The 23,999-nt window shown below is 70.9% G+C and carries 25 protein-coding genes and 1 pseudogene; 14 read left to right on the forward strand and 12 right to left on the reverse strand.

What is annotated here, in order from left to right; translation table 11 throughout:
• Positions 1-297: 297 nt before the first annotated feature.
• Positions 298-1,080 carry a gamma-glutamyl-gamma-aminobutyrate hydrolase family protein gene (locus CLV54_RS12640; RefSeq protein ID WP_100345329.1) on the reverse strand — a complete coding sequence of 261 codons (783 nt, stop codon included), beginning with the start codon at positions 1,078-1,080 and terminating at the stop codon, positions 298-300.
• A gap of 143 nt (positions 1,081-1,223) precedes the next feature.
• Here CLV54_RS12640 and CLV54_RS12645 point away from each other — a divergent pair, with 143 nt between their 5' ends.
• The 8 genes and pseudogenes from CLV54_RS12645 (at position 1,224) to CLV54_RS12680 (ending at position 9,448) form a co-directional block, all read left to right on the forward strand.
• The gene (locus CLV54_RS12645; RefSeq protein WP_100345330.1) at positions 1,224-3,329 is read left to right on the forward strand and encodes a TPM domain-containing protein; all 2,106 of its coding nucleotides are present in this window, start codon (positions 1,224-1,226) and stop codon (positions 3,327-3,329) included.
• A 59-nt stretch (positions 3,330-3,388) separates the two neighbouring features.
• Positions 3,389-4,120: a PspA/IM30 family protein gene (locus CLV54_RS12650; RefSeq protein ID WP_100345331.1), complete on the forward strand. Its 732-nt coding sequence runs from the start codon at positions 3,389-3,391 to the stop codon at positions 4,118-4,120.
• A gap of 7 nt (positions 4,121-4,127) precedes the next feature.
• Positions 4,128-4,877 (forward strand): annotated as a pseudogene (locus CLV54_RS12655) (NADPH-dependent F420 reductase); the annotation flags it as partial.
• Between the two features lie 7 nt (positions 4,878-4,884).
• Positions 4,885-5,781 (forward strand): arginase family protein, encoded by an 897-nt coding sequence (locus CLV54_RS12660; protein ID WP_100345333.1) that lies wholly within the window; start codon positions 4,885-4,887, stop codon positions 5,779-5,781.
• 165 nt (positions 5,782-5,946) lie between these two features.
• Positions 5,947-6,741, forward strand: a complete 795-nt coding sequence (locus CLV54_RS12665; protein ID WP_100345334.1) for a crotonase/enoyl-CoA hydratase family protein — start codon at positions 5,947-5,949, stop codon at positions 6,739-6,741.
• Positions 6,742-6,744: 3 nt separating this feature from the next.
• Entirely contained in the window at positions 6,745-8,181 is a 1,437-nt protein-coding gene (locus tag CLV54_RS12670) for a dihydrolipoyl dehydrogenase family protein (protein WP_100345335.1), read from the forward strand.
• Positions 8,142-8,546, forward strand: a complete 405-nt coding sequence (locus tag CLV54_RS12675; RefSeq protein ID WP_425430286.1) for a Fe-S oxidoreductase — start codon at positions 8,142-8,144, stop codon at positions 8,544-8,546. Before CLV54_RS12670 ends, CLV54_RS12675 begins: the two co-directional genes overlap by 40 nt.
• A complete protein-coding gene (locus CLV54_RS12680) occupies positions 8,543-9,448 on the forward strand; it encodes an SDR family NAD(P)-dependent oxidoreductase (protein ID WP_100345337.1) in 906 nt (301 codons plus the stop codon). The genes CLV54_RS12675 and CLV54_RS12680 overlap by 4 nt, the downstream gene beginning before the upstream one ends.
• On the opposite strand, the gene CLV54_RS12685 is transcribed toward CLV54_RS12680, so the two are convergent.
• From CLV54_RS12685 to CLV54_RS12720, 8 genes are all read right to left on the reverse strand, one after another.
• Entirely contained in the window at positions 9,426-10,259 is an 834-nt protein-coding gene (locus tag CLV54_RS12685) for an ABC transporter ATP-binding protein (RefSeq protein ID WP_100345338.1), read from the reverse strand. The two genes, CLV54_RS12680 and CLV54_RS12685, sit on opposite strands and share 23 nt — an antisense overlap.
• Entirely contained in the window at positions 10,259-11,305 is a 1,047-nt protein-coding gene (locus tag CLV54_RS12690; protein ID WP_100345339.1) for a FecCD family ABC transporter permease, read from the reverse strand. Before CLV54_RS12690 ends, CLV54_RS12685 begins: the two co-directional genes overlap by 1 nt.
• The gene (locus tag CLV54_RS12695; protein WP_100345340.1) at positions 11,302-12,357 is read right to left on the reverse strand and encodes a FecCD family ABC transporter permease; all 1,056 of its coding nucleotides are present in this window, start codon (positions 12,355-12,357) and stop codon (positions 11,302-11,304) included. Before CLV54_RS12695 ends, CLV54_RS12690 begins: the two co-directional genes overlap by 4 nt.
• A gap of 47 nt (positions 12,358-12,404) precedes the next feature.
• Positions 12,405-13,463: an iron-siderophore ABC transporter substrate-binding protein gene (locus tag CLV54_RS12700; protein WP_157802952.1), complete on the reverse strand. Its 1,059-nt coding sequence runs from the start codon at positions 13,461-13,463 to the stop codon at positions 12,405-12,407.
• Positions 13,464-13,483: 20 nt separating this feature from the next.
• Complete coding sequence (locus CLV54_RS12705; protein ID WP_245861691.1) at positions 13,484-14,539, reverse strand: iron-siderophore ABC transporter substrate-binding protein; 1,056 nt, start codon at positions 14,537-14,539, stop codon at positions 13,484-13,486.
• A gap of 72 nt (positions 14,540-14,611) precedes the next feature.
• A complete protein-coding gene (locus CLV54_RS12710) occupies positions 14,612-15,607 on the reverse strand; it encodes a siderophore-interacting protein (RefSeq protein WP_100345342.1) in 996 nt (331 codons plus the stop codon).
• Between the two features lie 130 nt (positions 15,608-15,737).
• Positions 15,738-16,223, reverse strand: coding sequence for an SIP domain-containing protein (locus CLV54_RS12715; protein ID WP_100345343.1), 486 nt, complete (start codon positions 16,221-16,223; stop codon positions 15,738-15,740).
• 75 nt (positions 16,224-16,298) lie between these two features.
• Positions 16,299-17,741, reverse strand: a complete 1,443-nt coding sequence (locus CLV54_RS12720) for an amidase (RefSeq protein ID WP_100345344.1) — start codon at positions 17,739-17,741, stop codon at positions 16,299-16,301.
• Positions 17,742-17,870: 129 nt separating this feature from the next.
• On the opposite strand from CLV54_RS12720, the gene CLV54_RS12725 reads away from it, so the two are divergent.
• The 6 genes from CLV54_RS12725 (at position 17,871) to CLV54_RS12750 (ending at position 21,881) form a co-directional block, all read left to right on the forward strand.
• Positions 17,871-18,524 (forward strand): hypothetical protein, encoded by a 654-nt coding sequence (locus CLV54_RS12725; RefSeq protein WP_157802953.1) that lies wholly within the window; start codon positions 17,871-17,873, stop codon positions 18,522-18,524.
• Positions 18,525-18,747: 223 nt separating this feature from the next.
• Complete coding sequence (locus CLV54_RS12730) at positions 18,748-19,110, forward strand: GntR family transcriptional regulator (protein ID WP_100345346.1); 363 nt, start codon at positions 18,748-18,750, stop codon at positions 19,108-19,110.
• Positions 19,111-19,199: 89 nt separating this feature from the next.
• Positions 19,200-20,105 carry an ABC transporter ATP-binding protein gene (locus tag CLV54_RS12735; RefSeq protein WP_170062001.1) on the forward strand — a complete coding sequence of 302 codons (906 nt, stop codon included), beginning with the start codon at positions 19,200-19,202 and terminating at the stop codon, positions 20,103-20,105.
• A 28-nt stretch (positions 20,106-20,133) separates the two neighbouring features.
• Positions 20,134-20,898, forward strand: coding sequence for an ABC transporter permease (locus CLV54_RS12740; protein WP_100345348.1), 765 nt, complete (start codon positions 20,134-20,136; stop codon positions 20,896-20,898).
• A gap of 58 nt (positions 20,899-20,956) precedes the next feature.
• Complete coding sequence (locus CLV54_RS12745; RefSeq protein ID WP_100345349.1) at positions 20,957-21,283, forward strand: DMT family transporter; 327 nt, start codon at positions 20,957-20,959, stop codon at positions 21,281-21,283.
• A 31-nt stretch (positions 21,284-21,314) separates the two neighbouring features.
• A complete protein-coding gene (locus CLV54_RS12750; RefSeq protein ID WP_100345350.1) occupies positions 21,315-21,881 on the forward strand; it encodes a TetR/AcrR family transcriptional regulator in 567 nt (188 codons plus the stop codon).
• Here the strand turns inward: CLV54_RS12750 and CLV54_RS12755 are convergent.
• From CLV54_RS12755 to CLV54_RS12765, 3 genes are all read right to left on the reverse strand, one after another.
• Entirely contained in the window at positions 21,874-22,452 is a 579-nt protein-coding gene (locus tag CLV54_RS12755; RefSeq protein WP_100345351.1) for a GNAT family N-acetyltransferase, read from the reverse strand. The genes CLV54_RS12750 and CLV54_RS12755 overlap by 8 nt on opposite strands.
• Positions 22,453-22,549: 97 nt before the next feature.
• Entirely contained in the window at positions 22,550-23,239 is a 690-nt protein-coding gene (locus tag CLV54_RS12760; protein WP_100345352.1) for a uracil-DNA glycosylase, read from the reverse strand.
• 26 nt (positions 23,240-23,265) lie between these two features.
• On the reverse strand, positions 23,266-23,994 hold the full coding sequence (locus CLV54_RS12765; protein ID WP_100345353.1) for a type 1 glutamine amidotransferase family protein: 729 nt from the start codon (positions 23,992-23,994) through the stop codon (positions 23,266-23,268).
• Between the last annotated feature and the right edge of the window lie 5 nt (positions 23,995-23,999).

Raw genomic sequence — 23,999 nt, forward strand, 5'->3', positions numbered from 1 at the left:
AATACAACGCCTGACCAGAGGAAATCGGGTGAGTTCAGCTTCGGTCGGACGGTCTCTTCAGACGGTGTCTGACCGAAGGTCTCGTTCGCCCGGAAACCGCAGTGCGATTCAACCGCAGTGCGATTCGCGAATCGCACTGCACCCGGGTGACGCACCGGGCGGCTCGTCGTGAACCGCCAGTATGTCGACACGTCGCGGCGGCGCACAGCCGACCGGAACTACTCCCCTTCGATGCCGATCAGCTTACCGGATGACCGCGGATCGCACCGGGGCCGGGCCGGATCGGGTCGCCCCGGCTCAGGCCGCGACGTCCCCCGCCACCGGCGTCAGCGCCTCTGCCCGCGCCCGCACCTGCGCCCGCTCGGCGAGCGACTCGAGGATCGCGTCGAACTGGCCGGCGGGGGCGCCCGGGTCCTCCGGATGCCACTGCACCCCCGTGATGGGCGCCGACTCGTGCTCGACCGCCTCGACGAGCCCGTCCGGTGCCGTCGCGACCGCGACCAGCCCCGCACCGAGCCGCCCGAGCGCCTGGTGGTGGGCGCTCTGCACCCGGATGCCCGTGCCCAGGCCGCGGCCGAGAGCGCTGTGCGCGGCGATCGTCACCTCGTGCTGCCGCATCGTGCGCTCGGCGGCGACCCGCAGGTTCTTGTGGATCGTCTCGTCGCCCAGGTCTTGCACGAGCGTTCCACCGAGAGCGACGTTGATCAGCTGGTGCCCGCGGCAGATGCCGAGCAGCGGTGTCCCGCGGTCGAGGGCGCGCAGCACGACGGCGATCTGCGCACGGTCGGCGGACTCGAGGTGCCTGCCCTGGGCGGGGTACTCGCGCGGTCCACCGTAGAAGGCGGGCGCGACATCCTCGCCGCCCATGATCACGATCGCGTCGGCCGACTCGGTGGCCTCGAGGAGGGCCTGCTCGCCGAGTTCGTGCGCCGAGAGCCTGAGCACGTGCCATCCCGCGTTCTGCGAGGCCTGCACCGCGCGCGAGCCGAGCATCGTCACGTAGTCGTGGTAATCCGACTCGCCGGGCCGTGTGCTCGTGACCTCGACGACGGCGAGGGTGCCGATCGTGGTGTGACTCATCCCTCCATCATGCCGGGGGCTCGGCGACGGGACGAGCCGCGGCGTAACAGGCCGCAACAGAGGCCCTGTGGGGAATGGTGGACGCCTGTCGGCCCCTCGCCATAGACTCGACGGGCACGTTCGAGACGCTGAAATGAGGGCCGATGCGGGCAGCTTGGACCGGGGGCGCACTTCTCCTCGCCACGACTTTCGGCGCGTCCCTCGCGGTGGCGCTGCCCACCGCGGCCTATGCCGACGATCCCGTCGAGCTCGGCTCGAGCCACGTGCTCGATCGTGTGAACGCCCTCGGAGACCGCACGGGCGAGGTCGAATCGGCGATCGATGCGCTGTACGACGCGACCCAGACCGACCTCTACATCGTCTACGTCGACTCCTTCACGGGCGCCGCCGACCGCACGCAGTGGGCCGACGAGACGGCCGACCTCAACGGCCTGGGCACCAACGACGTGCTCCTCGCCGTCGCCACGGGCGATCGCGAGTACCAGCTCTCCGTCGCGGCGCAGTCGCCGCTGACCGACACCCAGCTCACCCAGGTCGAGACGACCGCGATCGAGCCGGCCCTGCGCGAGAACGACTGGGCCGGTGCCGGGATCGGCGCGGCGACCGGGCTTCAGGCCGTGCTGACCGGCGGCGTCGTCACGGCGCCCCAGGTCGAGCCCGGCGACCCGCATCCCAGCGGCGGCTCGAACGGCTGGGTCGTCTTCTGGATCGTCATCGCCGTGGTCGTCGTGATCGGCCTCGTGCTGTTCTTCGTGCTCCGCCGGCGCGCCGGCGGATCCGGCGCGGCCAAGAAGGCGGCCGCCGTTCCCATCGACGAGCTGCGCACGCGGGCCGGGAGCGCGCTCGTGAACACCGACGACGCCGTCACGACGAGCGGCCAGGAGCTCGGCTTCGCCATCGCCCAGTACGGCGAGCAGGCGACAGCCGGATTCACCACGGCGCTCGCGACGGCGAAGTCGAAGCTCGCCGAGGCCTTCACCTTGCAGCAGAAGCTCGACGACGCCGAGCCCGACAGCGATGAGCAGCGCCGCGCCTGGTACACCGGCATCCTCGAGCTGTGCGCGGCGGCGAACGAGGTGCTCGACACCCAGGCACGCGCCTTCGACGAGCTCCGCGAGCTCGAGAAGAACGCCCCGCAGGCGATCGCCGAGCTGCAGAAGCAGGGCGCGACGATCGAGGGTCGCATCGCCGACGCCCGCCGCCTCGTCGAGCAGCTCGCCACGAGCTACACCCCCGACACCCTCGCGACGATCGCCGACAACCCCGAGCAGGCCCAGGAGCGGCTCGCCTTCGCCATCACGGCTCTCGGCACGGCCCAGGAGAAGATCACGGCCGGCGAGACGAGCGCGGCGGCGGTCGGTATCCGGGGCGCGGAGGAGGCCATCGACCAGGCCGGTCAGCTGCTCGGCGCCGTCGATCGTCTCGACGCCGATCTCGACACCGCCCGTCAGAGCCTCGGATCGACGATCGCCGAGCTCGAACGCGATCTCGCGGAGGCGCGCAAGCTGCAGGCGAGCGGCGACGGGCAGGCCGCCGGGTTCGGCGACACGATCGGATCGACGATCGGATCGACCGAGAAGACCCTCGGCGAGGTCAAGTCGCACCTCGACTCCGGGCTCGTCAATCCCCTCGAGCTCGTTCAGCGGGTCGAGGCCGCCAACCAGCAGATCGACGCCGTGCTCGCCGGGGTTCGCGACGCGCAGGCACAGGCGCAGCGCCTGCGAGCGGCCCTCGACCAGACGCTTCTCTCGGCCCGCAGCCAGACCCAGGCGGCACAGGACTTCATCAGCTCACGACGCGGCGCCGTGGGGGCCGAGGCCCGCACCAGGCTCGCCGAGGCCGGCCGCTTCCTCGGTCAAGCGGATGCCGCACGCGACGTCGACCCGAACGCCGCACTCGCCGCGGCGCAGCGGGCCGACCAGCTCTCCGCCGAGGCGATCCAGTTCGCGCGCAACGACGTGAACAGCTTCGACCCCGCGCCGGCGACGGGCGGAGGCGGGCTCTTCGGCGGGGGCGGGGGCTCGGGCGGCGGAGGCGGCATCGCGGGAGCGGTGCTCGGCGGCATCCTCATCGACTCGGTGCTCGGCGGCGGATCACGCGGCGGAGGTTCATGGGGCGGCTCGCGGGGCGGCGGGGGCTTCGGAGGGTTCGGCGGGGGCTCGGGCGGTGGCGGAGGCCGTCGCAGCAGCGCCGGGAGTTTCGGCGGGAGCGGCACGCGCGCACGGCGCGGTGGCGGCGGCAGGTTCTAGAGCAGTACCGGAACGACAGCAGTACCGAGACAAGGAACGCAGGAGAGGAAACAGGAACAATGGCAAAACAGTCGATATTCGGTCGCATCGCGCAGCTCGCGAAGGCGAACATCAACTCGCTCCTCGATCAGGCCGAGGACCCGAAGCTCATGCTCGACCAGATGGTGCGCGACTACACGAGCAGCATCGCCGACGCGGAATCGGCCATCGCCGAGACGATCGGCAACCTCCGTCTGCTCGAAGACGACCACAAGGAAGACGTCGAGGCCGCCCAGGAATGGGGCAACAAGGCCCTCGCCGCCAGCCGCAAGGGCGACGAGCTGCGTGCTGCCGGCAACACCGCCGACGCCGACAAGTTCGACAACCTCGCGAAGGTCGCCCTGCAGCGCCAGCTGCAGTCCGAGAAGGAGGCGAAGGACGCCGAGCCGCAGATCGCCTCGCAGACCGAGGTCGTCGACAAGCTCAAGACCGGTCTCAACCAGATGAAGCAGAAGCTGCAGCAGCTGGCCTCGAAGCGCGACGAGCTCGTCGCCCGCTCCAAGACGGTCGACGCCCAGGCGCAGGTGCAGGACGCCGTCAAGAGCATCGACATCATGGACCCGACGAGCGAGGTGAGCCGCTTCGAAGACAAGATCCGTCGCGAGGAGGCGAAGGTGCGCGGAGCCGCCGAGCTCGCCTCGTCGAGTCTCGACGCGCAGTTCGAGAGCCTCGACGACCTCGGCGAGCTCACCGAGGTCGACGCCCGTCTCGCCGCCCTCAAAGCCGGCGGCACGGCCGCCATCGGGCAGTGACGACGGCAGCGACAGCAGCCGCAGGACAGCTCGCACGACCAGTTCGGAAGATCGTCTGAAAGCGGCCGCGGTGGGAACATCGCGGCCGCCTTCTCCGTTGGAGGCTCACATGACAACTATCGGATTCATCGGCGCAGGACACATCGGCAGCCAGGTCGCACGCGCCGCGATCGCGAACGGCTACGACGTCGTTCTGAGCAATTCACGCGGGCCGGAGACGCTCGCCGGGCTCATCGCGGAACTGGGCCCCAAAGCACGCGCCGCGACATCCGCCGATGCGGGTGCGGCGGGTGACATCGTCGTCGTGACGATCCCGGCGAAGAACATCGATCTGGTTCCCGTCGAGCCGCTCGCGGGCAAGATCGTCATCGACACGAACAACTACTACCCGCAGCGCGACGGGCAGATCGCCGAGCTCGACGACGAGTCGACCACGGTCTCCGAGCTGCTGCAGCGGCATCTGCCCACCTCGAAGGTCGTCAAGGCCTTCAACCACATCGTGTCGACGCAGATCACGAGCGAGGGGACACCCGCCGGCACCCCCGGGCGTCGTGCCCTCACGATCGCGGGCGACGACGCCGAGGCGAAGGCGACCGTCGCGGCCCTCATCGACTCCTTCGGCTTCGACGTCGTGGATGCCGGGCCCCTCGCCGAGGGATGGCGCATCCAGCGCGACACCCCCGGCTACGTGACCGCGCTCGACGCGCCCCGGCTGCGCGAGGCGCTCGCGAGCGCCAGACGCTATCGGGACATGTGACCCGTCCATGAGCGTCACGTTCGTGGTCGTGCCGGAGTGGCAGGGCTCGGGGTCCTCCCGGGCGATGCGGCTCATCGACGGCGCCGAGAGCATCCGCGGCGATCTGCCGTCGGCGGCGACGCACCTCGTCGAGGTGCCGATGGAGGCCGGGGAGGAGCAGGAGACCGGCATCCACCGCTTCTCCTCGCTCACCGAGATCCGTTCGAGGATCGAGCGAGTGCTCGTCTCGGTCGCGAGCGCCGACCCGCAGACGACGACGATCACGATCGGCGGCGACTGCGCGGTGGAGCTGGCCGCGACGAGCTCGGCCCTCGCCCGCTGGCGCGAGAGCGGACAGCCCGGTGAGAACAGCCGGGGCGACGAGAACGGACAGGGCACGGTGGCCGTCGTCTGGTTCGACGCCCACGCGGATCTGAACACCCCACGGTCGTCGCCGTCCGGCTCGTTCAGCGGCATGGTGCTGCGCGCCCTGCTGGGCGAGTCCGCCGCCGGCCTCCGGGCCGAGGGCCCGGGCGTCGTGTCGGCCGGCGAGCTCGTGCTCGCGGGGGTGCGTTCCATGGACGAGGCGGAGAGCGACTTCCTCGCCTCGAACGGGATCCCGCTCGTGTCGGTCGAGCAGCTGGCGACCCCCGACGCCCTCGTCGCCGCCGTCGACGCGACCGGCGCGTCGGCCGTGTACCTTCACGTCGACCTCGACGTCATCGACCCGGCGGAGTTCGAGGGGGTCGGCTTCCCCGAGCCGTTCGGTGTGACCACCGAGCAGCTCACAACGGCGATCCGGGCGCTCACGGCACGGTTCACGGTGGCCGGCGCGGGCATCACGGGGTTCTCCCCCGCGTCTCCCGAGGATGCCGGGCACGATCTCCCTGCGATCCTGCGTGTTCTGGGGGCGCTCACCCGCTGACCACAGCCCGTGTTCACGGTCGGTGTTCCCACAGCTTTCGCGGTTTCCCTGCGCTCCCGCCCCGGGGGTGGCAAAGTGGAGTAAGCCGAGTGAGCACGCAGACCGGCCAGTCCAAGCAGTCCAAGTCCAAGCAGTCCAAGCGAAGTGAGCCGACGGAGGAGCCGGATGTCGCAGAGCAGCGCGAGCCGCATCGTCACACGCCGCGAGGGCCACGTGCTCGTCATCGGCCTCGATCGCCCCGAGAAGCGCAACGCCGCCGACGCGCAGATGCTCGGCGAGTTGTCGCTCGCCTATGCCGAGCTCGAGAACGACCCCGAGCTGCGGGTCGGCCTGGTCTACGCGGAGGGCGACCATTTCACGGCGGGCCTCGACCTCGCCGACATCGCCCCGCGCATCGGAGCGGGCGGCCTCGACATCGTCGCCGAGGGCGGCATCAACCCGTGGCAGGTCGACGGGCACCGGCTGAGCAAACCCGTCGTCATCGCCGTGCAGGGCACCTGCCTGACCCTGGGCATCGAGCTTATGCTCGCGAGCGACATCGTGGTCGCCGCGGAGTCGTCCGTCTTCGGCCAGATCGAGGTGAGCCGCGGCATCCTGCCCTTCGGCGGTGCCACCATCCGCTTTCCGCGCGCCGCCGGCTGGGGCGACGCGATGCGCTGGATCCTCACCGGCGACACCTTCGACGCCGCAGAGGCCCACCGCATCGGCCTCGTGCAGGAGGTCGTTCCCCACGGGGAGCAGTTCGAACGCGGCCTCGCCCTCGCGAGCCGCATCGCCGAGCAGGCCCCGCTCGCCGTGCAGGCGGCACTCGCGAACGCGCGCACGGCCGTGCGGGAGGGCGATGCCGCGGCTGAGGCGCAGTTGCAGCCCGCACTCGTCGCCCTCGCCGCGAGCGAGGATTCCCGCATCGGCATGGAAGCTTTTCTCACGCGTCAGCAAGCTCGGTTCCTCGGGAGGTAGACCATGCCAGACTCACCATACGATCTCATCGTCATCGGCGCGGGGCCGGTGGGCGAGAACGTCGCCGATCGCGCCGTGCAGGGCGGGCTCACCGTCGCCATCGTCGAGAGCGAGCTGGTCGGGGGCGAGTGCTCCTACTGGGCCTGCATGCCCTCGAAGACCCTCCTGCGCAGCGGCAACGCACTGCGCGCCGCGCAGCGCGTCCCCGGCGCACGCGAGGCGATCACGGGAACCCTCGACGTGCAGGCCGTGCTGAACCGCCGCAACGAGGTCGTGGCCGACTGGAACGACGCGGGCCAGGCCTCCTGGCTCGACTCCGCGGGCATCACCCTCGTGCGCGGCCACGGCCGGCTCGACGGCGAGCGCCGTGTCGTCGTGACCGCGGAAGACGGCACGACGACGACCCTCACCGCGACCCACGCCGTCGCGCTCTCGACGGGCACGGCGGCCCTCCTGCCCGACATCCCGGGCCTGGCCGACGCGAAGCCGTGGACGAGCCGCGAGGCGACGAGCGCGCAGTCGGTTCCGAAGCGACTCGCGATCCTCGGCGGCGGTGTCGTCGGATCCGAGATGGCGACAGCGTATGCGAGCTTCGGCACCGCCGTGACCGTCATCGCCCGGGGCGGCCTGCTCGGCGGCAACGAGCCCTTCGCGGGCGAGCTCGTCGCCGACGCCCTGCGCGAGCTGGGCGCCGACCTCCGGCTCGGGCGCTCACCCGAACGCATCGAACGCGACGGCGACACGGTCACGATCACCCTCGACGACGGCGAGACCATCGAGGCCGACGAGATCCTCGTCGCGACGGGCCGGGTGCCCCGCACCATGGAGCTCGGGCTCGAGACCGTGGGCCTCCCCGCCGGCGACTGGCTGGGGGTCGACGACACCCTCCGGGTGCACGGCGCCGACGGCGAGCCCATCGACTGGCTCTACGCCGTGGGCGACATCAATCACCGTGCCCTGCTCACCCATCAGGGCAAGTACCAGGCGCGCGCGGCCGGTGACGTGATCGCCGCGCGGGCGCTCCGCAAGCCCGTGCACGACGAGCCGTGGGGCGCCCATGTCGCGACCGCCGACCACGAGGCCGTTCCGCAGGTGACCTTCACCGACCCCGAGGTCGCGTCGGTGGGCCTGACGGCCGCCGCCGCCGAGAAGGCCGGCTACCGCACCCGTGTCGTCGACTACGAGATCGGCAATGTCTCGGGCGCCTACCTCACGGCCGAGGGCTACACGGGCACCGCGCGGATGGTCGTCGATGAAGACAGGAAGGCCGTGATCGGGGTGACCTTCGTGGGCCAGGATGTCGCCGACCTGCTGCACTCGGCCACGATCGCCGTCGTGGGCCAGGTGCCGATCGACCGCCTGTGGCACGCCGTGCCCTCCTACCCCGCGATCAGCGAGGTCTGGCTGCGGCTGCTCGAGGGCTACGGACGACCCGAGTGAGCCCGGTGCGCGGCATCCTCTTCGACTCGCCCCTCTCGCGCCTCGGCTACCTCTACGCGACCGCCGTGGGTCTCGTCTGGGGCTTCGTCTGGAGCACGGGCCGGGTGCAGCGGCGCGACGGGCTCTTCGTCTTCACGGGGATGCCGACGTGGACGTTCGGCCGCGGCGGCTCATGCGTGGGCGGCTGCTACCTCACGGCGCACAATGTCTCGAACGACGTGCTCGAGCACGAGGCCGTGCACAAGCAGCAGTGGCTGCGCTACGGCTTCCTCTTCCCTCTGCTGTACTTCATCGCGGGACGCGATCCGCTGAAGAATCGTTTCGAGATCGAGGCCGGCCTCGAGAAGGGCGGATACCTGCGATGAACGCAGCCGCAACCGGGCAGCCCGAGCCCCGCACGATCGTCATCACGGGGGCGAGCTCCGGCATCGGCGCGATCGCCGCGGCACGGCTCGCCGAGGCGGGCGCCCGCGTCGCCGTCGTCGGGCGCAACCCGGAGCGCACCCGGGCTATCGCCGAGCGGGTGGGCGGCGAGGCCTTCCTCGCCGATTTCGACCACCTCGACGAGGTGCGCGGCCTCGCCGCCGCACTGCTCGACCGTTTCGAGCGCATCGACGTGCTCGCCAACAACGCCGGCGGCCTGTCGTCGACGCACGAGCTCACCGCCGACGGCATCGAGCGCACCTGGCAGACGAACGTCGTAGCGCCGTTCCTGCTCACCGAGCTGCTGCTGCCTCGGCTGCGACAGACCGCGCAGGCGCACGGCGAGGCCCGGGTCCTCGCGACGGCGAGCAGTGCCGCCCGCTTCTCGCAGTTGCGCCTCGATGATGTGAACTGGCAGCGGCGGCCGTGGTGGGGCGGCTGGCGCGCGTACGGCACGAGCAAGCTCGCCGTCATCGTCTGGATCAAGGAGCTCGCGAAACGCCTCGAGGGCAGCGGGGTCGGTGCCTGGTCGTTCCACCCGGGGTTCGTCACGACCGGTTTCGGCGCGACATCCCGGGCCATGAAGCTCGCCTCGACGCTCACGAACGGCAGCTATGCGAACCTCGCGGTGGATGCCGAGGAGGGCGCCGTGCCGCTCGTCCAGCTCGCCTCGGCGCAGCGGATCTGGGCGCCGAGCGGCACCTTCTTCGACCGCCTGACCGCCGACGGCACAACGAGCCGCCAATCGCGCGACCCCCAGCTCGCCCGCGACCTCTGGCCCGCGCTCGAAAGGCTCAGCGGCCTGGATGCCGGCCTGGATGTCAGCGGCCTGGATCCCTCATGACCCGCGGCACGACGAGGGGCGTGCCGCTCTGGGGGTCGTCGATGATCACGCACGGCAGCCCGAAGACCTCGTCGACGAGCTCGGCCGTGAGCACGGCGCCCGGCTCCCCCTCCGCGACGATCGAGCCCGCCTTCATTACGACGAGCCGGGTCGCGTACCGCGCAGCCTGATTGAGGTCGTGGAGCACCGCGACGAGCGTTCGGCCCTCCCGGTGCAGGCGGGAGCAGAGCTCGAGCACCTCGTACTGGTGCGCGATGTCGAGGAAGGTCGTCGGCTCGTCGAGCAGCAGCAGCTCGGTGCGCTGGGCGAGCACCATGGCGATCCAGGCGCGCTGCCGCTGGCCGCCCGAGAGCTCGGAGACCTGACGGTCGGCGAGATCGGCGACCCCGGTGGAGACGAGGGCCTCCGTCACCGCGCTCTCGTCGGCATCCGACCACTGGCGCAGCAGGGTGTGGTGCGCGTAACGGCCTCGGCCGACGAGATCGCGCACGGTCATCGACTCGGGGGCGATGGGGCTCTGCGGCAGCATCGCGAGCTCGCGGGCGACGGCTTTGCTGCGATAGGAGCCGATCGGGGCGCCGTCGAGCAGCACGGAGCCCGCTCGGGGCGTGATCGTGCGCGCGAGAGCCCTCAGCAGGGTCGACTTGCCGCAGGCGTTGGGGCCGATGATGACCGTGAACCCGCCGTCGGGGATCTGCAGGCTGAGCCTGTCGACGACGATCCGATCGTCGTAGGCGAGACTCAGCTCGCGCGCCGCCAGACGCCCGTGCGCGGGCGAGCCCGCAGCGGATGCCGGTTGAGCCGTGGTCATCAGACGGTTCCCTTCCGCCACTCGGCGAGCAGCAGGTAGCCCAGGTAGATGCCGCCGAGGGCGGCGGTGAGGATCCCGACCGGCAGCTGCACCGGGAACGGGGACTGCTGCACGAGCAGGTCGGCGACCGCCAGGAGCAGCGCACCCGCGATCGCTGAGACGAGGATGCCCGCTCCGGGCGCCCGCGTGAGCCGTTTCGCGATCTGCGGAGCCGTGAGGGCTATGAAGGCGATCGGCCCGGCGACGCTCACGGCGGCTGTCGCGAGGCCGACGGCGACAAGCACCGAGCAGGCGCGTGTGAGCGAGCTGCGCGCGCCGAGGGCGTCGGCCGTCTCGTCGCCCATCTCCAGCAGCCCGAGCCGCGGCGAGAGCACGAGGGCGCACGGAACCAGGACCAGCAGGCAGACGCCGACGATCGCGGCATCCTGCCAGGAGCGCGAGGCGAGCGAGCCGTTGAGGTAGGAGGCGAGCACCGTCGCCTGCTCGAGGCCGACCCGGGCGATCACGAACTGCACGAAGGCGAGCGACATCGCGGAGACCCCGATACCGATCACGATCATTCGCACGGGCGAGGAGAAGCCCCGCCCGGTGCCGAGGTAGACGACCGCGATGGCCACGAGAGCGCCGACGAGAGCGCCGAGCGGAAGGGGCAGGATCCCCGTCCAGAGCAGGCCGAACGCCGCGGCACCCGCCGCCGCGCCCGCCGAGAGGCCGATGACGTCGGGGCTTCCGAGCGGGTTGCGGGTGACGGTCTGGAAGAGCGCGCCCGAGACCCCGAAGGCGGCCCCGGCGCCCAGAGCCACGACGAGCCGTGGCCCGCGCAGGGTCTCGAGCACGATGCGCTCCCTGGCGCCCAGGGCGTCGGGGCCGCCGACCGCTGCGCGGAGAAGATCGTCGGGGCTCAGCCCGAGCCGGCCGAGGGTGAGCGTGAGAACCACGACGACGAGAAGCCCCAGCAGCAGGATGCCGCCCACCACGAGACCGCGGATGCGCACGGGCATGCTCAGCACGCCGCCGACCCGCAAGACCACGGGCGCGCGACTCATGCCCTGCTCCTACCGTCGGCATTGCGCGCATTGCGCGCGCTGCCCGCACTGCCGGCGCCGCCGCCCATCCGCCGCACCGCGAGCAGCAGCACGGGGCCTCCGACGAACGCCGTCACGACCCCCACCATGAGCTCGCCGGGCCGCACGAGCACCCGGCCGAGCACGTCGGCGCACAGCAGCAGCACGGGGCCGAGCAGCAGGCTGTACGGGATGAGCCAGCGGTGGTCGTCGCCCGTGAAGCTCCGCACGATGTGCGGCACGGCGAGTCCCACGAAGGCGATCGGCCCGACCGCGGCGGTCGCGGCGGCGCACAGCAGCGTCGCGCTCACGGCGCCCAGGATGCGAGTGCGCCCGAGATGCGCTCCGAGCGCGCGGGCGGTGTCGTCGCCGAGGGCGAGGGCGTTGAGCGATCCGCCGATCGACAGCGCGATCGCGAGCCCCACGACCACGAACGGGAGGATGTCGAGCACGAGCTGGGGGTCGCGCCCGGCGAGCGAGCCGATCACCCAGTAGCGGTAGCTGTCGAAGACCGTGGGCAGGCTCAGCGCCACGGCCTGGACGTAGGCGAAGACGACCGCCGTGACGACGGCGCCCGCGAGCACGAGCCGCACGGGCATCGTGCCGCGCCGCCCCGAGCCGACGAGGTAGACGACGACAACGGCCAGGACGGCTCCCGGCAGGGCGACCCAGACGCTCGCCGAGGAGGCGCCGAGCCCCAGGAAGGCGATCCCCGTGACGACGGCCGCAGCCGCTCCCGCGTTCACGCCGAAGAGCCCCGGGTCGCCGAGCGGGTTGCGGGTCACCCCTTGCATGACGGCGCCGGCGACCGCGAGACTCGCCCCCACGAGCACTCCGAGCGCCGTGCGCGGGATGCGGCTGGCGACGACCGTGTCGGCGAAGGCGCCGGAGGACGAGCCGGGGTCGAGCAGCGAGCTCCACACGGTCACGAGGGAGAGATCCTTGTTGCCGATCGAGAGGCTCAGGAGCACGACCACGACGAGCAGCGCGAAGGAGCCGCCCAGACCGAGCGCGAGGCGCGCGGGCCTGCTCACTGCGGGCTCACCGAACTCTCACCGAACGCGCGCCGGACGCCGAGCACTCACTGAACGCGCTCGGCCGCGTCGGCGATGAGCGGAACGTAGGAGTCGAGCGCCCACGGGACGCTCAGCGGGGTGAGCAGGCTCGACGCCATGGCGAGCTGGTTGTCGACGACGGGGATGTAGGAGCCGCGCACGACGGCCGGCACCTGGGCGAAGAGCGGCTGGGCGGCGATCTGATCGGCGTTCGCCTGGTCGTTGTACCAGGCGAAGAGCACGTCGACGTCGTCGAGCAGGTCGGCGCGCTCGAGCCCGACCGTCGAGGCGAAGGTGCCCGCCGTGATCGGCACGGCCGCGACGGCGGGGTCTTCGACGAGCCCGAGCGCCGAGATGAGGTCGACCCGCGGATCGCCCTGCTGGTAGAGCGAGAGCGAGCCGGGCTCTGCCGTGTAGACGTAGGCGAAGCTCAGTCCCGCGAACTCCGGGTTCTGCGCCGCCGCCTCGGCGAGCTGCGCGTCGATCTCGTCGACGAGCCCGGCGGCCTCCTCGCCCTTGCCGAGCGCCTGGCCGATGATCGCGATCTGCTCGTCCCACGCCGTGCGCCACGGCTCGCCGGGGTAGGCGACGGTCGGCGCGATCGCCGAGAGGGTGTCGAAGTCGTCCTGCGAGATCCCGGACTGCGGGGCGAGGATGAGGTCGGGCTCGAGCTCGAGCACGGCCTCGACGTCCACCTCGGGCGAGACGGTGAAGGTCTGCGGAAGCTCGGCTCCGTTCTCCTCGATGGCCTCTCGCACCCACGGGAAGTAGCCGTCGCCGTCGCCGCCCCAGACGGCCTCCTCCATGCCGACCGGTGTCACCCCGAGGGCGATCGCCGTGTCGGCCGAACCCCAGCCGATCGTCACGACCCGCTGCGGAGCGGCCTCGATGACGGCGTCGCCCAGCGAGCTCTCGACCGTCACCGGGAAGGCCCCGGATGCCGCGGGGTCGGCCGATCCGGGAGTCTCGGCCGGATCGGATGAGCCGGACGGGTCGGCCGAGCAGGCGGTGAGGCCGCCGAGGCCCAGGCCCGTGGCGAGGAGGGCCGCGAGCGCGATCGAACGGGATCGGGTCAATCGGGTCATGGTGGGATCCTTTCGGGGGTTCATTCGGAGGCGGCGGGGGCGTTCGAGACGACGGCCACGGCATCCTGGATGCGGGGCACGAAGTCGGCGAGCACCCACGGCACTGTGAGCGGGGTGATGAGGCTCGACGCGGTCACGAAGGATCGGTCGTAGCTCACGACGTCCGAGCCGCGCCGCACCGCTGGGATCTGCGCGTAGAGCGGCTGCGCCTCGATGGCCGCCTGCTGATCGGGATCGCTGAACCACGTGAAGACGAGGTCGGAGTCGTTCAGGATGTCGGCCCGCTCGAGCCCGATGAGGCTCGAGGAGGTGCCCGGGGTCACCGGCTGCTCCGCGATGACGGGGTCGACCGTGAGCCCCATGCCGGTGAGGATGTCGACGCGCGGCTCCCCCGCCTGGAAGACGCCCAGCACCCCGGGCTCTCCCGTGTAGAGGTAGCTGAAGGTCGTGCCCTCGAACTGCGGGTTCTGGTCGGCGACGGCCCGCAGTTCGTCGCGGATGTCACGGACGATCGCCTCCGCGTCGTCGCTCTCGCCGAGCGCCTGCCCGATGATGCGGATCTGCTCGTCCCACGGTGTGCTCCAGGCGTCGCCCGGGTAGGCGACCGTGGGCGCCACGGCGCTCAGGAGGTCGAAGTCGGCCTGCGTGATCCCGGACTGCGGGGCGAGGATGAGATCGGGCTCGAGCTCGAGGATGCCCTCGACGTCGACCTCCGGGGTCGCCGTGATGAGGGCGGGCAGCTCCTCCCCGCTCTCCTCGAGAGCCTCGCGCAGCCACGGCTGGTAGCCGTCGCCGTCGCCGCCCCAGCTGTCGACCTCGACGCCGACGGGTGTCGTTCCGAGCGCGACGACGGTGTCGGCCGAGCCCTGCCCGATCGTGACGACGCGGGCCGGTCGCTGCTCGATCGTCGCGGAGCCCAGCGAGCTCGCGATCGTCACCGGGAAGCCGTCGGATGCCCCGGCCGAGGCCCGGGCGCCGTCCGGGTCCACGGGCGCCGCGGAGCATCCGGCGAGGGTGGCGGCGAGGGCCATCCCCGCGGCTGCGGCGGCGAGGGGCGGAAGGTGCTTGTCGGGCACGGTCGGTCCTTTCGTGCTGTGTTCGGTTCGTGGTGGGCGTGCAGCGGGCCGTTCGGGAGACGCGGATGCCGCTCAGTCGATCTCGGCGCGACCCCGCCGCCAGTAGCCCATGAACGCGACCGAGCCGCGGTCGATGCCGAGCTCCGAGACGAGGAAGCGCCGGAGGGCCTTGATGACCCCGGCCTCCCCCGCGAGCCACGCGTAGAAGTCGCGGTGGATGCCGCTGCCCTCCGGGATCTCGCTGCCTTTCGGGATCTCCCAGAGGATGTCGCGATCGATGTCCACATCGTCGAGCACGGCGGTCGCCGCGGATCCGATCCCGGCTCCGGGACGCCTGTCGCGGTGCCAGTCGGCCACGAACCGGCCCGTCCAGGCGCGCACGGCCCCGTCGAGCAGGGCGCCCTGCTCGGCCGCGGCGTTCGAGCCGCCGTCACGGGCCAGCCAGCGCACCTCGACGCCGGCCGGGGCATCCACCTCGAGGATGTCCGCCGTCTGAGGGACCTCGAGGAGAGCGCAGCCTCGCGCAGTGGCGGGCAGCGAGCCGAGGATGGAGCAGATGGCGGGCACGGCGGTCTCGTCACCGGCGAGCAGGAGGGTGCCCGCGGCATCCGGCCGCCATTCGATGCCCACCGAACGCTGGGCGCTGCGGGCGTCGGGGCCGACGATCGCCAGCCGATCCCCGACGCGGGCGGTGCGCAGCCAGCGCGAGGCGGGGCCGGCGTCGCCGTGGTCGACGAAGTCGATGTCGAGCTCCCGGGCGGCGGGGCGCACGGCGCGCACCGTGTAGGTGCGGATGGGATTGCGGTGCTCGTGGGGCAGCAGACGCCATTCGCCGAACCAGTCGTCGCCGTGCGGGAAGTGCGCGACGCCGTTGCCCGGAAGCGGGAGCACGAGTTTGACGCGCTGGTCGAGGCCCTCGGTGCCGAAGACGGCGAGCTCGTCACCCGTGAAGGTGATGCGCACGAAATGGGGGCTCAGGCGGTCGATCCGAGCCACGGCGACGTCGAAACGACGGTACGGAGGCCACACACGCTGATCGGACTCGGTATTGGCGAGTGAGGTTAGCATTACCTAAGTCTTACACACCTCGTCACTCGACGCACCCCCCGAACGAGGCACAGAAGAGGGCGCGTCACAGGAGAAGGCGCGCACTACCGGAACCGGACGGGGCATCCCCGGCGGCAGGACGGGGCTGTGGTCAGTGCACGCCGAGGCGGTACGCCTCGCGTGTGGTCACGACGCCGGCGGGCAGGCCGAGCGACTCCGTGAGGAACTCGTGGATCGCGGCGACCCCGCGGTACTCGCCCGCGAGCCAGACATGCGCGTCGCCCACCTCGCCGCAGAGCATCTCGCTCGCCCAGGCGGTCGCGGCACGCTCCATGGCGGTTCCCCGATGGCAGGACTCCGCCGTTCCGGGCGCCCCCGAGCGCGAGTCGCGCACGAGCCAGCTCACCGTCATCCGCGGCGGGACCGCGAGGACGCCGACATCCGACGCCGACTGCACCTCGACGAAGACACGCCCCCGCGCGCACAGAGGCAGCGCGGCGATCGCGAGCTCGAGCTCGCCGAACGCCGTGTCGTCTGCCACCAGGAGGTAGGAGAGGGCGTTGTCACGGTGAGCCGTTCGAGCGGTGTGGCTGGCGTGATCAGCGTGATCGGAGAGAGCGAGGTTCTGCGAGGTCATTTGGTTCCAGTATAGGCATGCCTAACCTCAATACGGGGTGGGAATCCGCGCACCCGCTCCCCGCCTGCCACAGGCTTACCACTGGGGCGGATGCCGCAGCTCCCACCGGAAGCGACGCTCGAGCTGTCGCCCCAGCGCGAGCAGCACACGCTCCCCGCCGGGGCGGCCGATGAGCTGCACGCCCATCGGGAGCCCGGCCGTGGCCGAGGTCGACGTCGCCATCGACACCGGCAGCGTGATCGCGGGCAGCCCGCTCACGTTGATCATCGAGGTGAACGGGGTGTACTCGACCTGCTGCGCGAAGTTGCGCTCGCCGTCCTCCTGGTCGAACCAGCCGAGGGGGCGCGGTGTGAGGGCGAGGGAGGGGGTGAGCACGGCGTCGTAACCCGCGAACTGGCGGATGAGCGACCGCTCGTAGGCCGAGAGGGCCGCGAGCGCCTCCGCGAGCTCACGGGCCGAGATCCCGCGGCCCCGCCTCAGGAGCCAGCGGGTGAGCGGCTCGAGCAGCTCCTCGCGCTCCCCCTCGACCGGGATGCCGGCCGCGCCGGCCTGCCAGATCGTGCGGAAGGCCGGGGCGTAGCTCGGGTCGGGCTCGAGGGCGAACTCCTCGACGCCGTGGTCGAGGGCGGCGAGCGCCGTGACCGCCTCATCGAGAGCGGACCGCGCTTCCGGGCTCACCCGGATGTCGTACGCGTCGTCCCAGGCCGAGCTCGTCATGACGCCGATCTGGAAGCGGCCCTCGCCGCGCACGGCATCGCCCAGGAAGGGACCCTCGTCGTCCTCCGGCGCGCGCAGCGTGTAGTGGTGGTCGATCCGCCCGTGCACACGCGCGATCATGCCGTCGAGCAGGAAGGCCGCGTCGGCCACGGTGCGCGCGAGCGGACCTGCCACGACGAGCCCGCCGAGGGAGGCGACACCCGAGCCCGCGGGCACGAGGCCCCGGCTCGGCTTGAGCCCCACGAGCCCCGTCGCCGCTGCGGGGATGCGCACCGAGCCGCCGCCGTCGGAGCCGGGGGCGAACGGCAGCAGCCCCGCCGCGACCGCGACCGCCGCGCCGCCGCTCGAGCCGCCCGAGCCGAGCGAGGTGTCCCAGGGGTTGCGCGCCGGATCGGCCGCGAGGCTCTCCGTGTAGGCGGGCAGCCCGAACTCGGGCGCGTTCGTCTTGCCGAGGCTCACTCCCCCGGCGGCGTCGAGCGTCTCGACGATCTCGTCGGAGGTCTCGGAGACGTAGCCGGCGAAGGCCCGTGAGCCGAAGCCCGTGCGCACCCCCGCGCGTTGCCACAGGTCCTTGTCGCCGAACGGCAGGCCCCAGAGGGGCGCGGTTCGGGGCACGGACTCCTCGACCTCGCGGGCCCGTGCCGCCGCGGCATCCGCTGTCACGGTGACGAAGGCGCCGAGACCCGGGTCGAGGCGTTCGATGCGTTCGAGATAGTGGGCGGCGACCTCGCTCGGCGAGACCTCCCGCTCCTGCATCGCCTGCCACAGTTCGAGGGCGGTGAGATCGTGCAGCTCGGTCATGCTCCGAGCCTACGCGCGGATGTCGCCCGCTCCGGCTGTTCGTCGCCGCAGTTCGGCACTGCAGTTCGTCACTGCAGTTCGTCGCCGCAGTCGTTCGTCGCCGCAGTCGTCGATCGCTACAGTGGAGCCGTGCAGAGGTCCAGGGGTGAGCGGCGGATGCCGGCGTGGGTCGTGAGCCACGCGCTGCTGCTCGGCATCGTGTGGAACGTGTTCTGGCTGCTCGTGCTGCTGCTGGCCGAGCTGTGGGACTGGTCGTCGTGGGCCTGGTACGCGGTCGCGCTCGTCTCGGTGCTGCCCTGCTTCGTCGCGACGATCGTCGTGCTCAAGGCCACCCCGCGCACCCACCTGCACGAGGAGGAGTCGATCCTCACCCACTTCCTCGTGCGCTTCGTGGGGTTCATCCTCGCGTTCTGCGCCTGGGTCTCGTCGATCGTCATCGGCGCCTCGATCTCCTCGGTGATCCAGCTGACGGTCGACAACGACGAGAAGGAGGTCGTCGGGCTCGGATTCCAGCTCGTGATCGCCGCGCTGCCGCTCGTCGTGACCCTGCTGTGGCTCGCCTTCATCATCCGCTGCGCCTGGTTCCTCAGCAGGCTCAGGGGCTGGCGGGCGCACCCGGTGAACTCGCGGGTTCCCGAGAAGCTCTTCCGAGACTGGCCGGGGCTGCGCAGCGTCTCGATCTCCCTCGCGAACCCGGGGCTGCTGCTCGGCGGCGGCTTCGTCACCACGGTCGTCATCGTCGCCGTCATCTCGCTCGACTTCTCCCTCACGATCCTGTTCTGACCCGCCCTCCCCTCCCCACCGGCACTCAAAACGACGGAGATTCCGCCCAAATCGGCCTCGTTCGCGCCCAAAACGCCCATTTCAGGCGGAATCTCCGTCGTTTTGAGCAGGAAGAGAGAGGCGGGATGAGGAGCCGAGGGAGGGTTGACAAACCGCGGCAGACATAGTTGGTTAGTTACATGACCAACTAACCAATGCGGTGGTCAGGATCGAGAGGACACGCGTGATCGACGACGGCAAGCCCATCTTCGTTCAGATCTCCGAGCAGATCGAGAACGACATCCTGGGCGGCTCCCTCGCAGAGGAGAGCCAGATCCCGTCGACCAACGAGTTCGCGGCGTTCTACCGCATCAACCCGGCCACGGCCGGCAAAGGGGTCGCCCGTCTCGTCGACGACGGCATCCTCTACAAGAAACGAGGAATCGGCATGTTCGTGACCACCGGGGCACGCGATCGGCTCATCGAACGCCGGCGCGACGAGTTCCGCAAGGACTACCTCCGACCACTGCTCGACGAGGCCGCGAAGCTCGGCATCACACCGGAGCAAGTGACCGACATGATCAGGAAGGACCAGATCGCATCATGAGCACTCCGAACCAGACCCCGCCCGCCCAGCCCGCAGGTCCTGCCCAGTCCACCCAGTCCACCCCGTCCAGCCAGGCCGCCCCGCCGTCGATCACGCCCGTCGTGCAGGTCTCCGGCCTCACCAAGCGCTTCGGCTCGTTCGCCGCGGTCGACGACGTGAGCTTCACGGTCAAGCCGAACACCATCTACGGCCTCCTCGGCCGCAACGGCGCCGGCAAGACCACGCTCATGCAGCTGCTCACGGGGCAGGACTTCGCGACGAGCGGCTCGATCCGGGTCTTCGGCGAGAAGCCCGTCGAGAACGCCCGGGTGCTCGAACAGCTCTGCTTCATCAAGGAGAGCCAGAAGTACCCCGACGAGTTCCGGCCCAAGCACGTGTTCCGCAGTGCCCCGTGGTTCTTCCGCAACTGGGACGCCGACTTCGCCGAACGGCTCATCGACGACTTCCAGGTGCCGCTGAACCGGCCGATCAAGAAAGTCTCGCGCGGCCAGCTCTCCGCGATCGGGGTGATCGTGGGCCTCGCCTCGCGCGCTCCGCTGACCTTCTTCGACGAGCCGTACCTGGGCCTCGACGCCGTCGCCCGGCAGATCTTCTACGACCGCCTGCTCGAGGACTACGCGGAGCATCCGCGCACCGTCATCCTCTCGACGCACCTGATCGACGAGGTGAGCAATCTGCTCGAGCACGTGCTCGTGATCGACCACGGGCGCATCCTCATGGACCAGAACGCCGACGACATCCGCGGCTCGGCCACGACGGTCGTCGGGCTCTCGAGAACCGTCGACGCCTTCGTGGGCGGGCGGCGGTCGTCGCACCGCGAACTGCACCGCGAGGGGATCGGCGGCCTGGCCTCGGTCACCATCTCCGGCGCGCTGACCGCCGAGGAGCGACGGGCCGCCACCGAGGCGGGCCTCGAGCTGACCCCGGTCTCCCTCCAGCAGCTCATCGTGCGCACGACGAGCGCCTCGGCCCAGGACTTCGAGCGCAGCGCCTGAGCGCCGCGCCCTGCGAAAGGACAGAACCATGAGCACAACAGCAGCATCAGCACCCGCGGCCCCCTCCGCGCCTGGCGAGCTGACCCGCGTCTGGAACGTGGTGCGGCTGCACCTCGTGAACCGCTGGAACTACATCGGCCTGCCGTGGATCATCCTCGGCTGCGCCTTCACCATCTCGCTGTTCGTCTGGATCATCATCGTGGGCGCGGCCGGCGCGAACGCGACCGAGGGGACGCAGTACAGCGGCGCCGTCTCGTCGATCTTCATCTACATGCTCGTCGTCGCGGTGCAGAGCATCAACCTCACCTTCCCCTTCGCCCTCGGCTACAGCGTCACCCGGCGTGACTTCTATCTGGGCACCTCGCTGCTCTTCGTGCTCATCTCCGCGATGAACGCGGCGGTGCTCACGGTGCTCTCGTATCTCGAGGACATCACGGGCGGCTGGTGGGTCGGCGGCCACATGTTCACGGTCGTCTGGGTGAGCGACGGCCCGCTCCTGCAACGCCTGTTCGTGTTCTTCGCGCTGCAGCTGTTCTTCTTCTTCATCGGCGCCTCGATCGCGACCGTTTACATGAGATGGCGGATCACGGGCATGGTCGTGCTCTGGGTCGCCCTCGCCCTCGTGTTCGTCGGGCTGTTCGCGCTCCTCGTCTTCACCGACAGCTGGAGCATCGTCGGCGACTGGTTCGTCGCCGTCGGAGCCGTGGGAGCGATCGCCTGGTCCCTCGTCATCACGGTCCTGGCGGGACTCCTCGGCTACTTCGTATTGAGGGGCGCGACGCCGAAGAACTGAGAGTCGTTGTGTCAGCCTTCCTTTTTGGTACAATAGTACCAAAAAGGAAGGCGGGCCCATGGGCTACCTCTACCTCGGCCTCGCGATCATCGGCGAGGTCATCGCCACGAGCTTCCTCAAGGTCGCGTCGGGCGAGAACGCGAGATGGTGGGCCTGGCTCGTCATCGGCGCGGGCTATGTCTTCGCCTTCGCGATGCTCTCGCAGTCGCTCTCGAAGGGCGTGCCGCTCGCGATCGGCTACGCGATCTGGGCGGCCGTCGGCGTCGTGCTCGTGACCCTCGTGAGCTGGCTGCTCTTCGACGAGTCGCTCAGCTGGGTGCAGATCGTCGGGATCGTGCTCGTGGTCGGCGGGGTCGGGCTGCTCGAGCTCGGCGGCAAGCACTGATGATGAAGAAGCCGACGGAGAGGGGAAGCCGATGAGCATCACCCCCAAGGGCGAGGCACGCCGGCAGGCACTGCTCGACGCCGTGCTGCGCGTGCTCGAGAAGGGCGGGCCGTCCGCCGTCACCCACCGCGCCGTCGCCGCGGAGGCCGGGGTGCCGCTCGCCGCGGCCACCTACTACTTCGACGACCTCGACGATCTGCTCGTGAGCGCCCTGCGCCGTGCCACCGAGCAGCAGCTCGACCTCTTCGCCCCGCTCGCCGGGGCGCGCCTGGGCGACTTCGCCCGCGCCCTGCTCGACTACACGCACACCCATCGGGCCGAGGCGATCGCGCAGTACGAGCTGCTCTTCATGGCGATGCGCCGCGACAGCCTGAAGGGCGACGCCGAGCTCTGGTACGGAGCGCTCGACGACGCGGTGCGAGCCGCGACCGGGGATCGCCTCGACGAGGCACGGCGGCGGGGCGTCTCCTGGGCGGTCGACGGGCTCATCCTGCACATGCTGTGGCGGGGGGAGCCGTCGAACGTCGAGGCGGTCGAAGGCGCGCTGCGCGACATCCTCGGGCCGCAGAGCCCGCGCGACCCGCGCGACCCTACTTGAGGCTCTTCTGCATCATGACGGTGCCCAGCCAGCGCTCGAACTTGTAGCCGACGCGGCCCATCCGCCCGATCTCCTTGAAGCCGAAGTTCTTGTGCATGGCGATGGAGGCGTCGGCGCCCTTGTCGGCGATGACGGCGATCATCTCCTTGAGCCCGGCCTCCTTCGAGCGCTCGATGAGCGCCTGCATGAGCGCCCGCCCGAGACCCTTGCCCGTCGCCGCCGCGCGCAGATAGATCGAGTTCTCGACCGTGTAGCGGTAGGCCTTCTTCTCCTTCCACGGCGTCACGAGCGCGTAGCCGAGGATCTGCCCGCTCGGTGAGACCGCGACGATGAAGGGCATGCCGAGCTTGTGCAGGTAGCCGAACTTCGAGCGCCAGGCCTTGAGGGTCATCTGGTCTTCGTCGAAGGTGACGGTGCTGTTCGCGACGTAGTGGTTGTAGATCTCACGCACGTCGGGCATGTCGGGGAGCTCGGCGTTCCGGATCGAGTACTCGAACGGCGCCTCGGGGGTGACGGGTGGTCGAAGGTGCCTCGGCAGCTCCCGCCGGGGCTGGTACTCCTCTTCAAGCACCGTAGCGCACCACCAACGCCCCGACCGTCCCGTACATGGCTTCTAGATTACTGCACCGTCGTCGCCGGGAACGCCGGCCAGGCGAACCTCACGCCGGTCAGGCGACCGTCCAATCGACCTCGCGCGCCCCCATGCCCCGCAGCAGCTCGTTGGCGCGGCCGAAAGGGTGGGAGCCGAAGAATCCCCGCGAGGCCGAGAACGGGCTGGGGTGGGCGGAGGCGATGATGGGCGTCGCACCGAGCAGAGGCCGCAGCGTTCCGGCATCCCGCCCCCAGAGGATCGCGACGAGCGGCTGCTCGCGGGCGACGAGGGTCGTGATCGCGTGGTCGGTGACCTCCTCCCAGCCGAGGCCGCGATGCGATCCCGACTCACCCGCCTGCACCGTGAGCACCCTGTTGAGCAGCATGATGCCGCTCTGCGACCACGAGGTCAGGTCGCCGTGCTCGGCCGGCGGGATGCCGAGGTCGTCGTTCAGCTCCTTGTAGATGTTCTGCAGGCTTCGCGGCAGCGGGCGCACATGACGCTCGACGGCGAAGCTGAGACCGATCGGATGCCCCGGGGTGGGGTACGGGTCCTGCCCCACGATGAGCACCCGCACATCGGCGAGCGGGTTGCGGAAGGCGCGCAGCACGTTCTCGCCCGCGGGCAGGTACCGTCGCCCGGCGGCCGTCTCGGCGCGGAGGAAGTCGCCCATCCGCGCGATCGTGGGGGCGACGGGCTGCAACGCCTGCGCCCAGCCCGGATCCATGAGGCCGTCGGCGGCCAGCTCGTCGAGACTCTTCGGCATGGGGTCCTCCTCGGTCCGTGCTCTTCTTATACGCCGAGCGTGCTCACGAGCACACCCTGCTCCGAGGGAAGCACCCGCCACACGCTTCCCGCCCCGACGACCCGCAGCGGGCCCTCCCCGACGATGAGCGCCGTGCTCTCGTCGATCGCGACCCCGCCGTCGAGCAGCCCGGCCTCGGTCGCGGCGACGAGCCGGCCGAGGGTGCCCCACTGCGCAGCGTGCGCGTCGATCGCGAGGTCGATGAGCCCGATGCCCTCGGCGATCGTGACCTCGTCGAGACCCTCCCCGGTGTCGCTCGGGCAGACGGCGACGCCGCCGATGCGCCAGCCGCCCACGATCGCCGCCTCGGCGGCGATCGCCGCGCCGGCCGAGAAGCCCAGGTAAGGCAGGCCGCCGGAGACCAGACGGCGGATCTCGCCGACGACCGGTGCGACGGCGTCCCGGTAGGCCGGGGTCAGCCCGCCCGCGACGAGGAGGGCGTCGGCGTCCGCGAGGCTCGACTGCTCGACGGCCGAGCCCTCGGCGACGAGGATCGCGACCGGCTCGCACGGCCCGGCATCAGTGAGCGCCGCCCGGAAGTATTCGAAGGTCGCGTCGCCGTCGCTGTCGCCGTGATCACCGCCGTGCACCACGATCACGGCGATGCGAGGAAGGGCGAGAGGCACGGCCCGCTCCCCCGCTTCTGCGACGAATCCGCCGTAGACGGCCTGATGCCATTCGGGGGCGTGGCCGCCGCCCACGAGGTGAATGCTCATCCTCC

Origin of the sequence: Compostimonas suwonensis, assembly GCF_002797855.1 — a bacterium.
Classification (GTDB): Bacteria; Actinomycetota; Actinomycetes; order Actinomycetales; family Microbacteriaceae; genus Compostimonas; species Compostimonas suwonensis.

Excerpts from the sequence above, each read along its gene's own strand:
- CLV54_RS12640 (WP_100345329.1), bottom strand. The coding sequence starts at position 1,080 with ATGAGTCACACCACGATCGGCACCCTCGCCGTCGTCGAGGTCACGAGC.
- CLV54_RS12645 (WP_100345330.1), top strand. The coding sequence starts at position 1,224 with ATGCGGGCAGCTTGGACCGGGGGCGCACTTCTCCTCGCCACGACTTTC.
- CLV54_RS12650 (WP_100345331.1), top strand. The coding sequence starts at position 3,389 with ATGGCAAAACAGTCGATATTCGGTCGCATCGCGCAGCTCGCGAAGGCG.
- CLV54_RS12660 (WP_100345333.1), top strand. The coding sequence starts at position 4,885 with ATGAGCGTCACGTTCGTGGTCGTGCCGGAGTGGCAGGGCTCGGGGTCC.
- CLV54_RS12665 (WP_100345334.1), top strand. The coding sequence starts at position 5,947 with ATGTCGCAGAGCAGCGCGAGCCGCATCGTCACACGCCGCGAGGGCCAC.
- CLV54_RS12670 (WP_100345335.1), top strand. The coding sequence starts at position 6,745 with ATGCCAGACTCACCATACGATCTCATCGTCATCGGCGCGGGGCCGGTG.
- CLV54_RS12680 (WP_100345337.1), top strand. The coding sequence starts at position 8,543 with ATGAACGCAGCCGCAACCGGGCAGCCCGAGCCCCGCACGATCGTCATC.
- CLV54_RS12685 (WP_100345338.1), bottom strand. The coding sequence starts at position 10,259 with ATGACCACGGCTCAACCGGCATCCGCTGCGGGCTCGCCCGCGCACGGG.
- CLV54_RS12690 (WP_100345339.1), bottom strand. The coding sequence starts at position 11,305 with ATGAGTCGCGCGCCCGTGGTCTTGCGGGTCGGCGGCGTGCTGAGCATG.
- CLV54_RS12700 (WP_157802952.1), bottom strand. The coding sequence starts at position 13,463 with ATGACCCGATTGACCCGATCCCGTTCGATCGCGCTCGCGGCCCTCCTC.
- CLV54_RS12710 (WP_100345342.1), bottom strand. The coding sequence starts at position 15,607 with ATGCTAACCTCACTCGCCAATACCGAGTCCGATCAGCGTGTGTGGCCT.
- CLV54_RS12715 (WP_100345343.1), bottom strand. The coding sequence starts at position 16,223 with ATGACCTCGCAGAACCTCGCTCTCTCCGATCACGCTGATCACGCCAGC.
- CLV54_RS12720 (WP_100345344.1), bottom strand. The coding sequence starts at position 17,741 with ATGACCGAGCTGCACGATCTCACCGCCCTCGAACTGTGGCAGGCGATG.
- CLV54_RS12740 (WP_100345348.1), top strand. The coding sequence starts at position 20,134 with ATGAGCACAACAGCAGCATCAGCACCCGCGGCCCCCTCCGCGCCTGGC.
- CLV54_RS12745 (WP_100345349.1), top strand. The coding sequence starts at position 20,957 with ATGGGCTACCTCTACCTCGGCCTCGCGATCATCGGCGAGGTCATCGCC.
- CLV54_RS12750 (WP_100345350.1), top strand. The coding sequence starts at position 21,315 with ATGAGCATCACCCCCAAGGGCGAGGCACGCCGGCAGGCACTGCTCGAC.
- CLV54_RS12760 (WP_100345352.1), bottom strand. The coding sequence starts at position 23,239 with ATGCCGAAGAGTCTCGACGAGCTGGCCGCCGACGGCCTCATGGATCCG.
- CLV54_RS12765 (WP_100345353.1), bottom strand. The coding sequence starts at position 23,994 with ATGAGCATTCACCTCGTGGGCGGCGGCCACGCCCCCGAATGGCATCAG.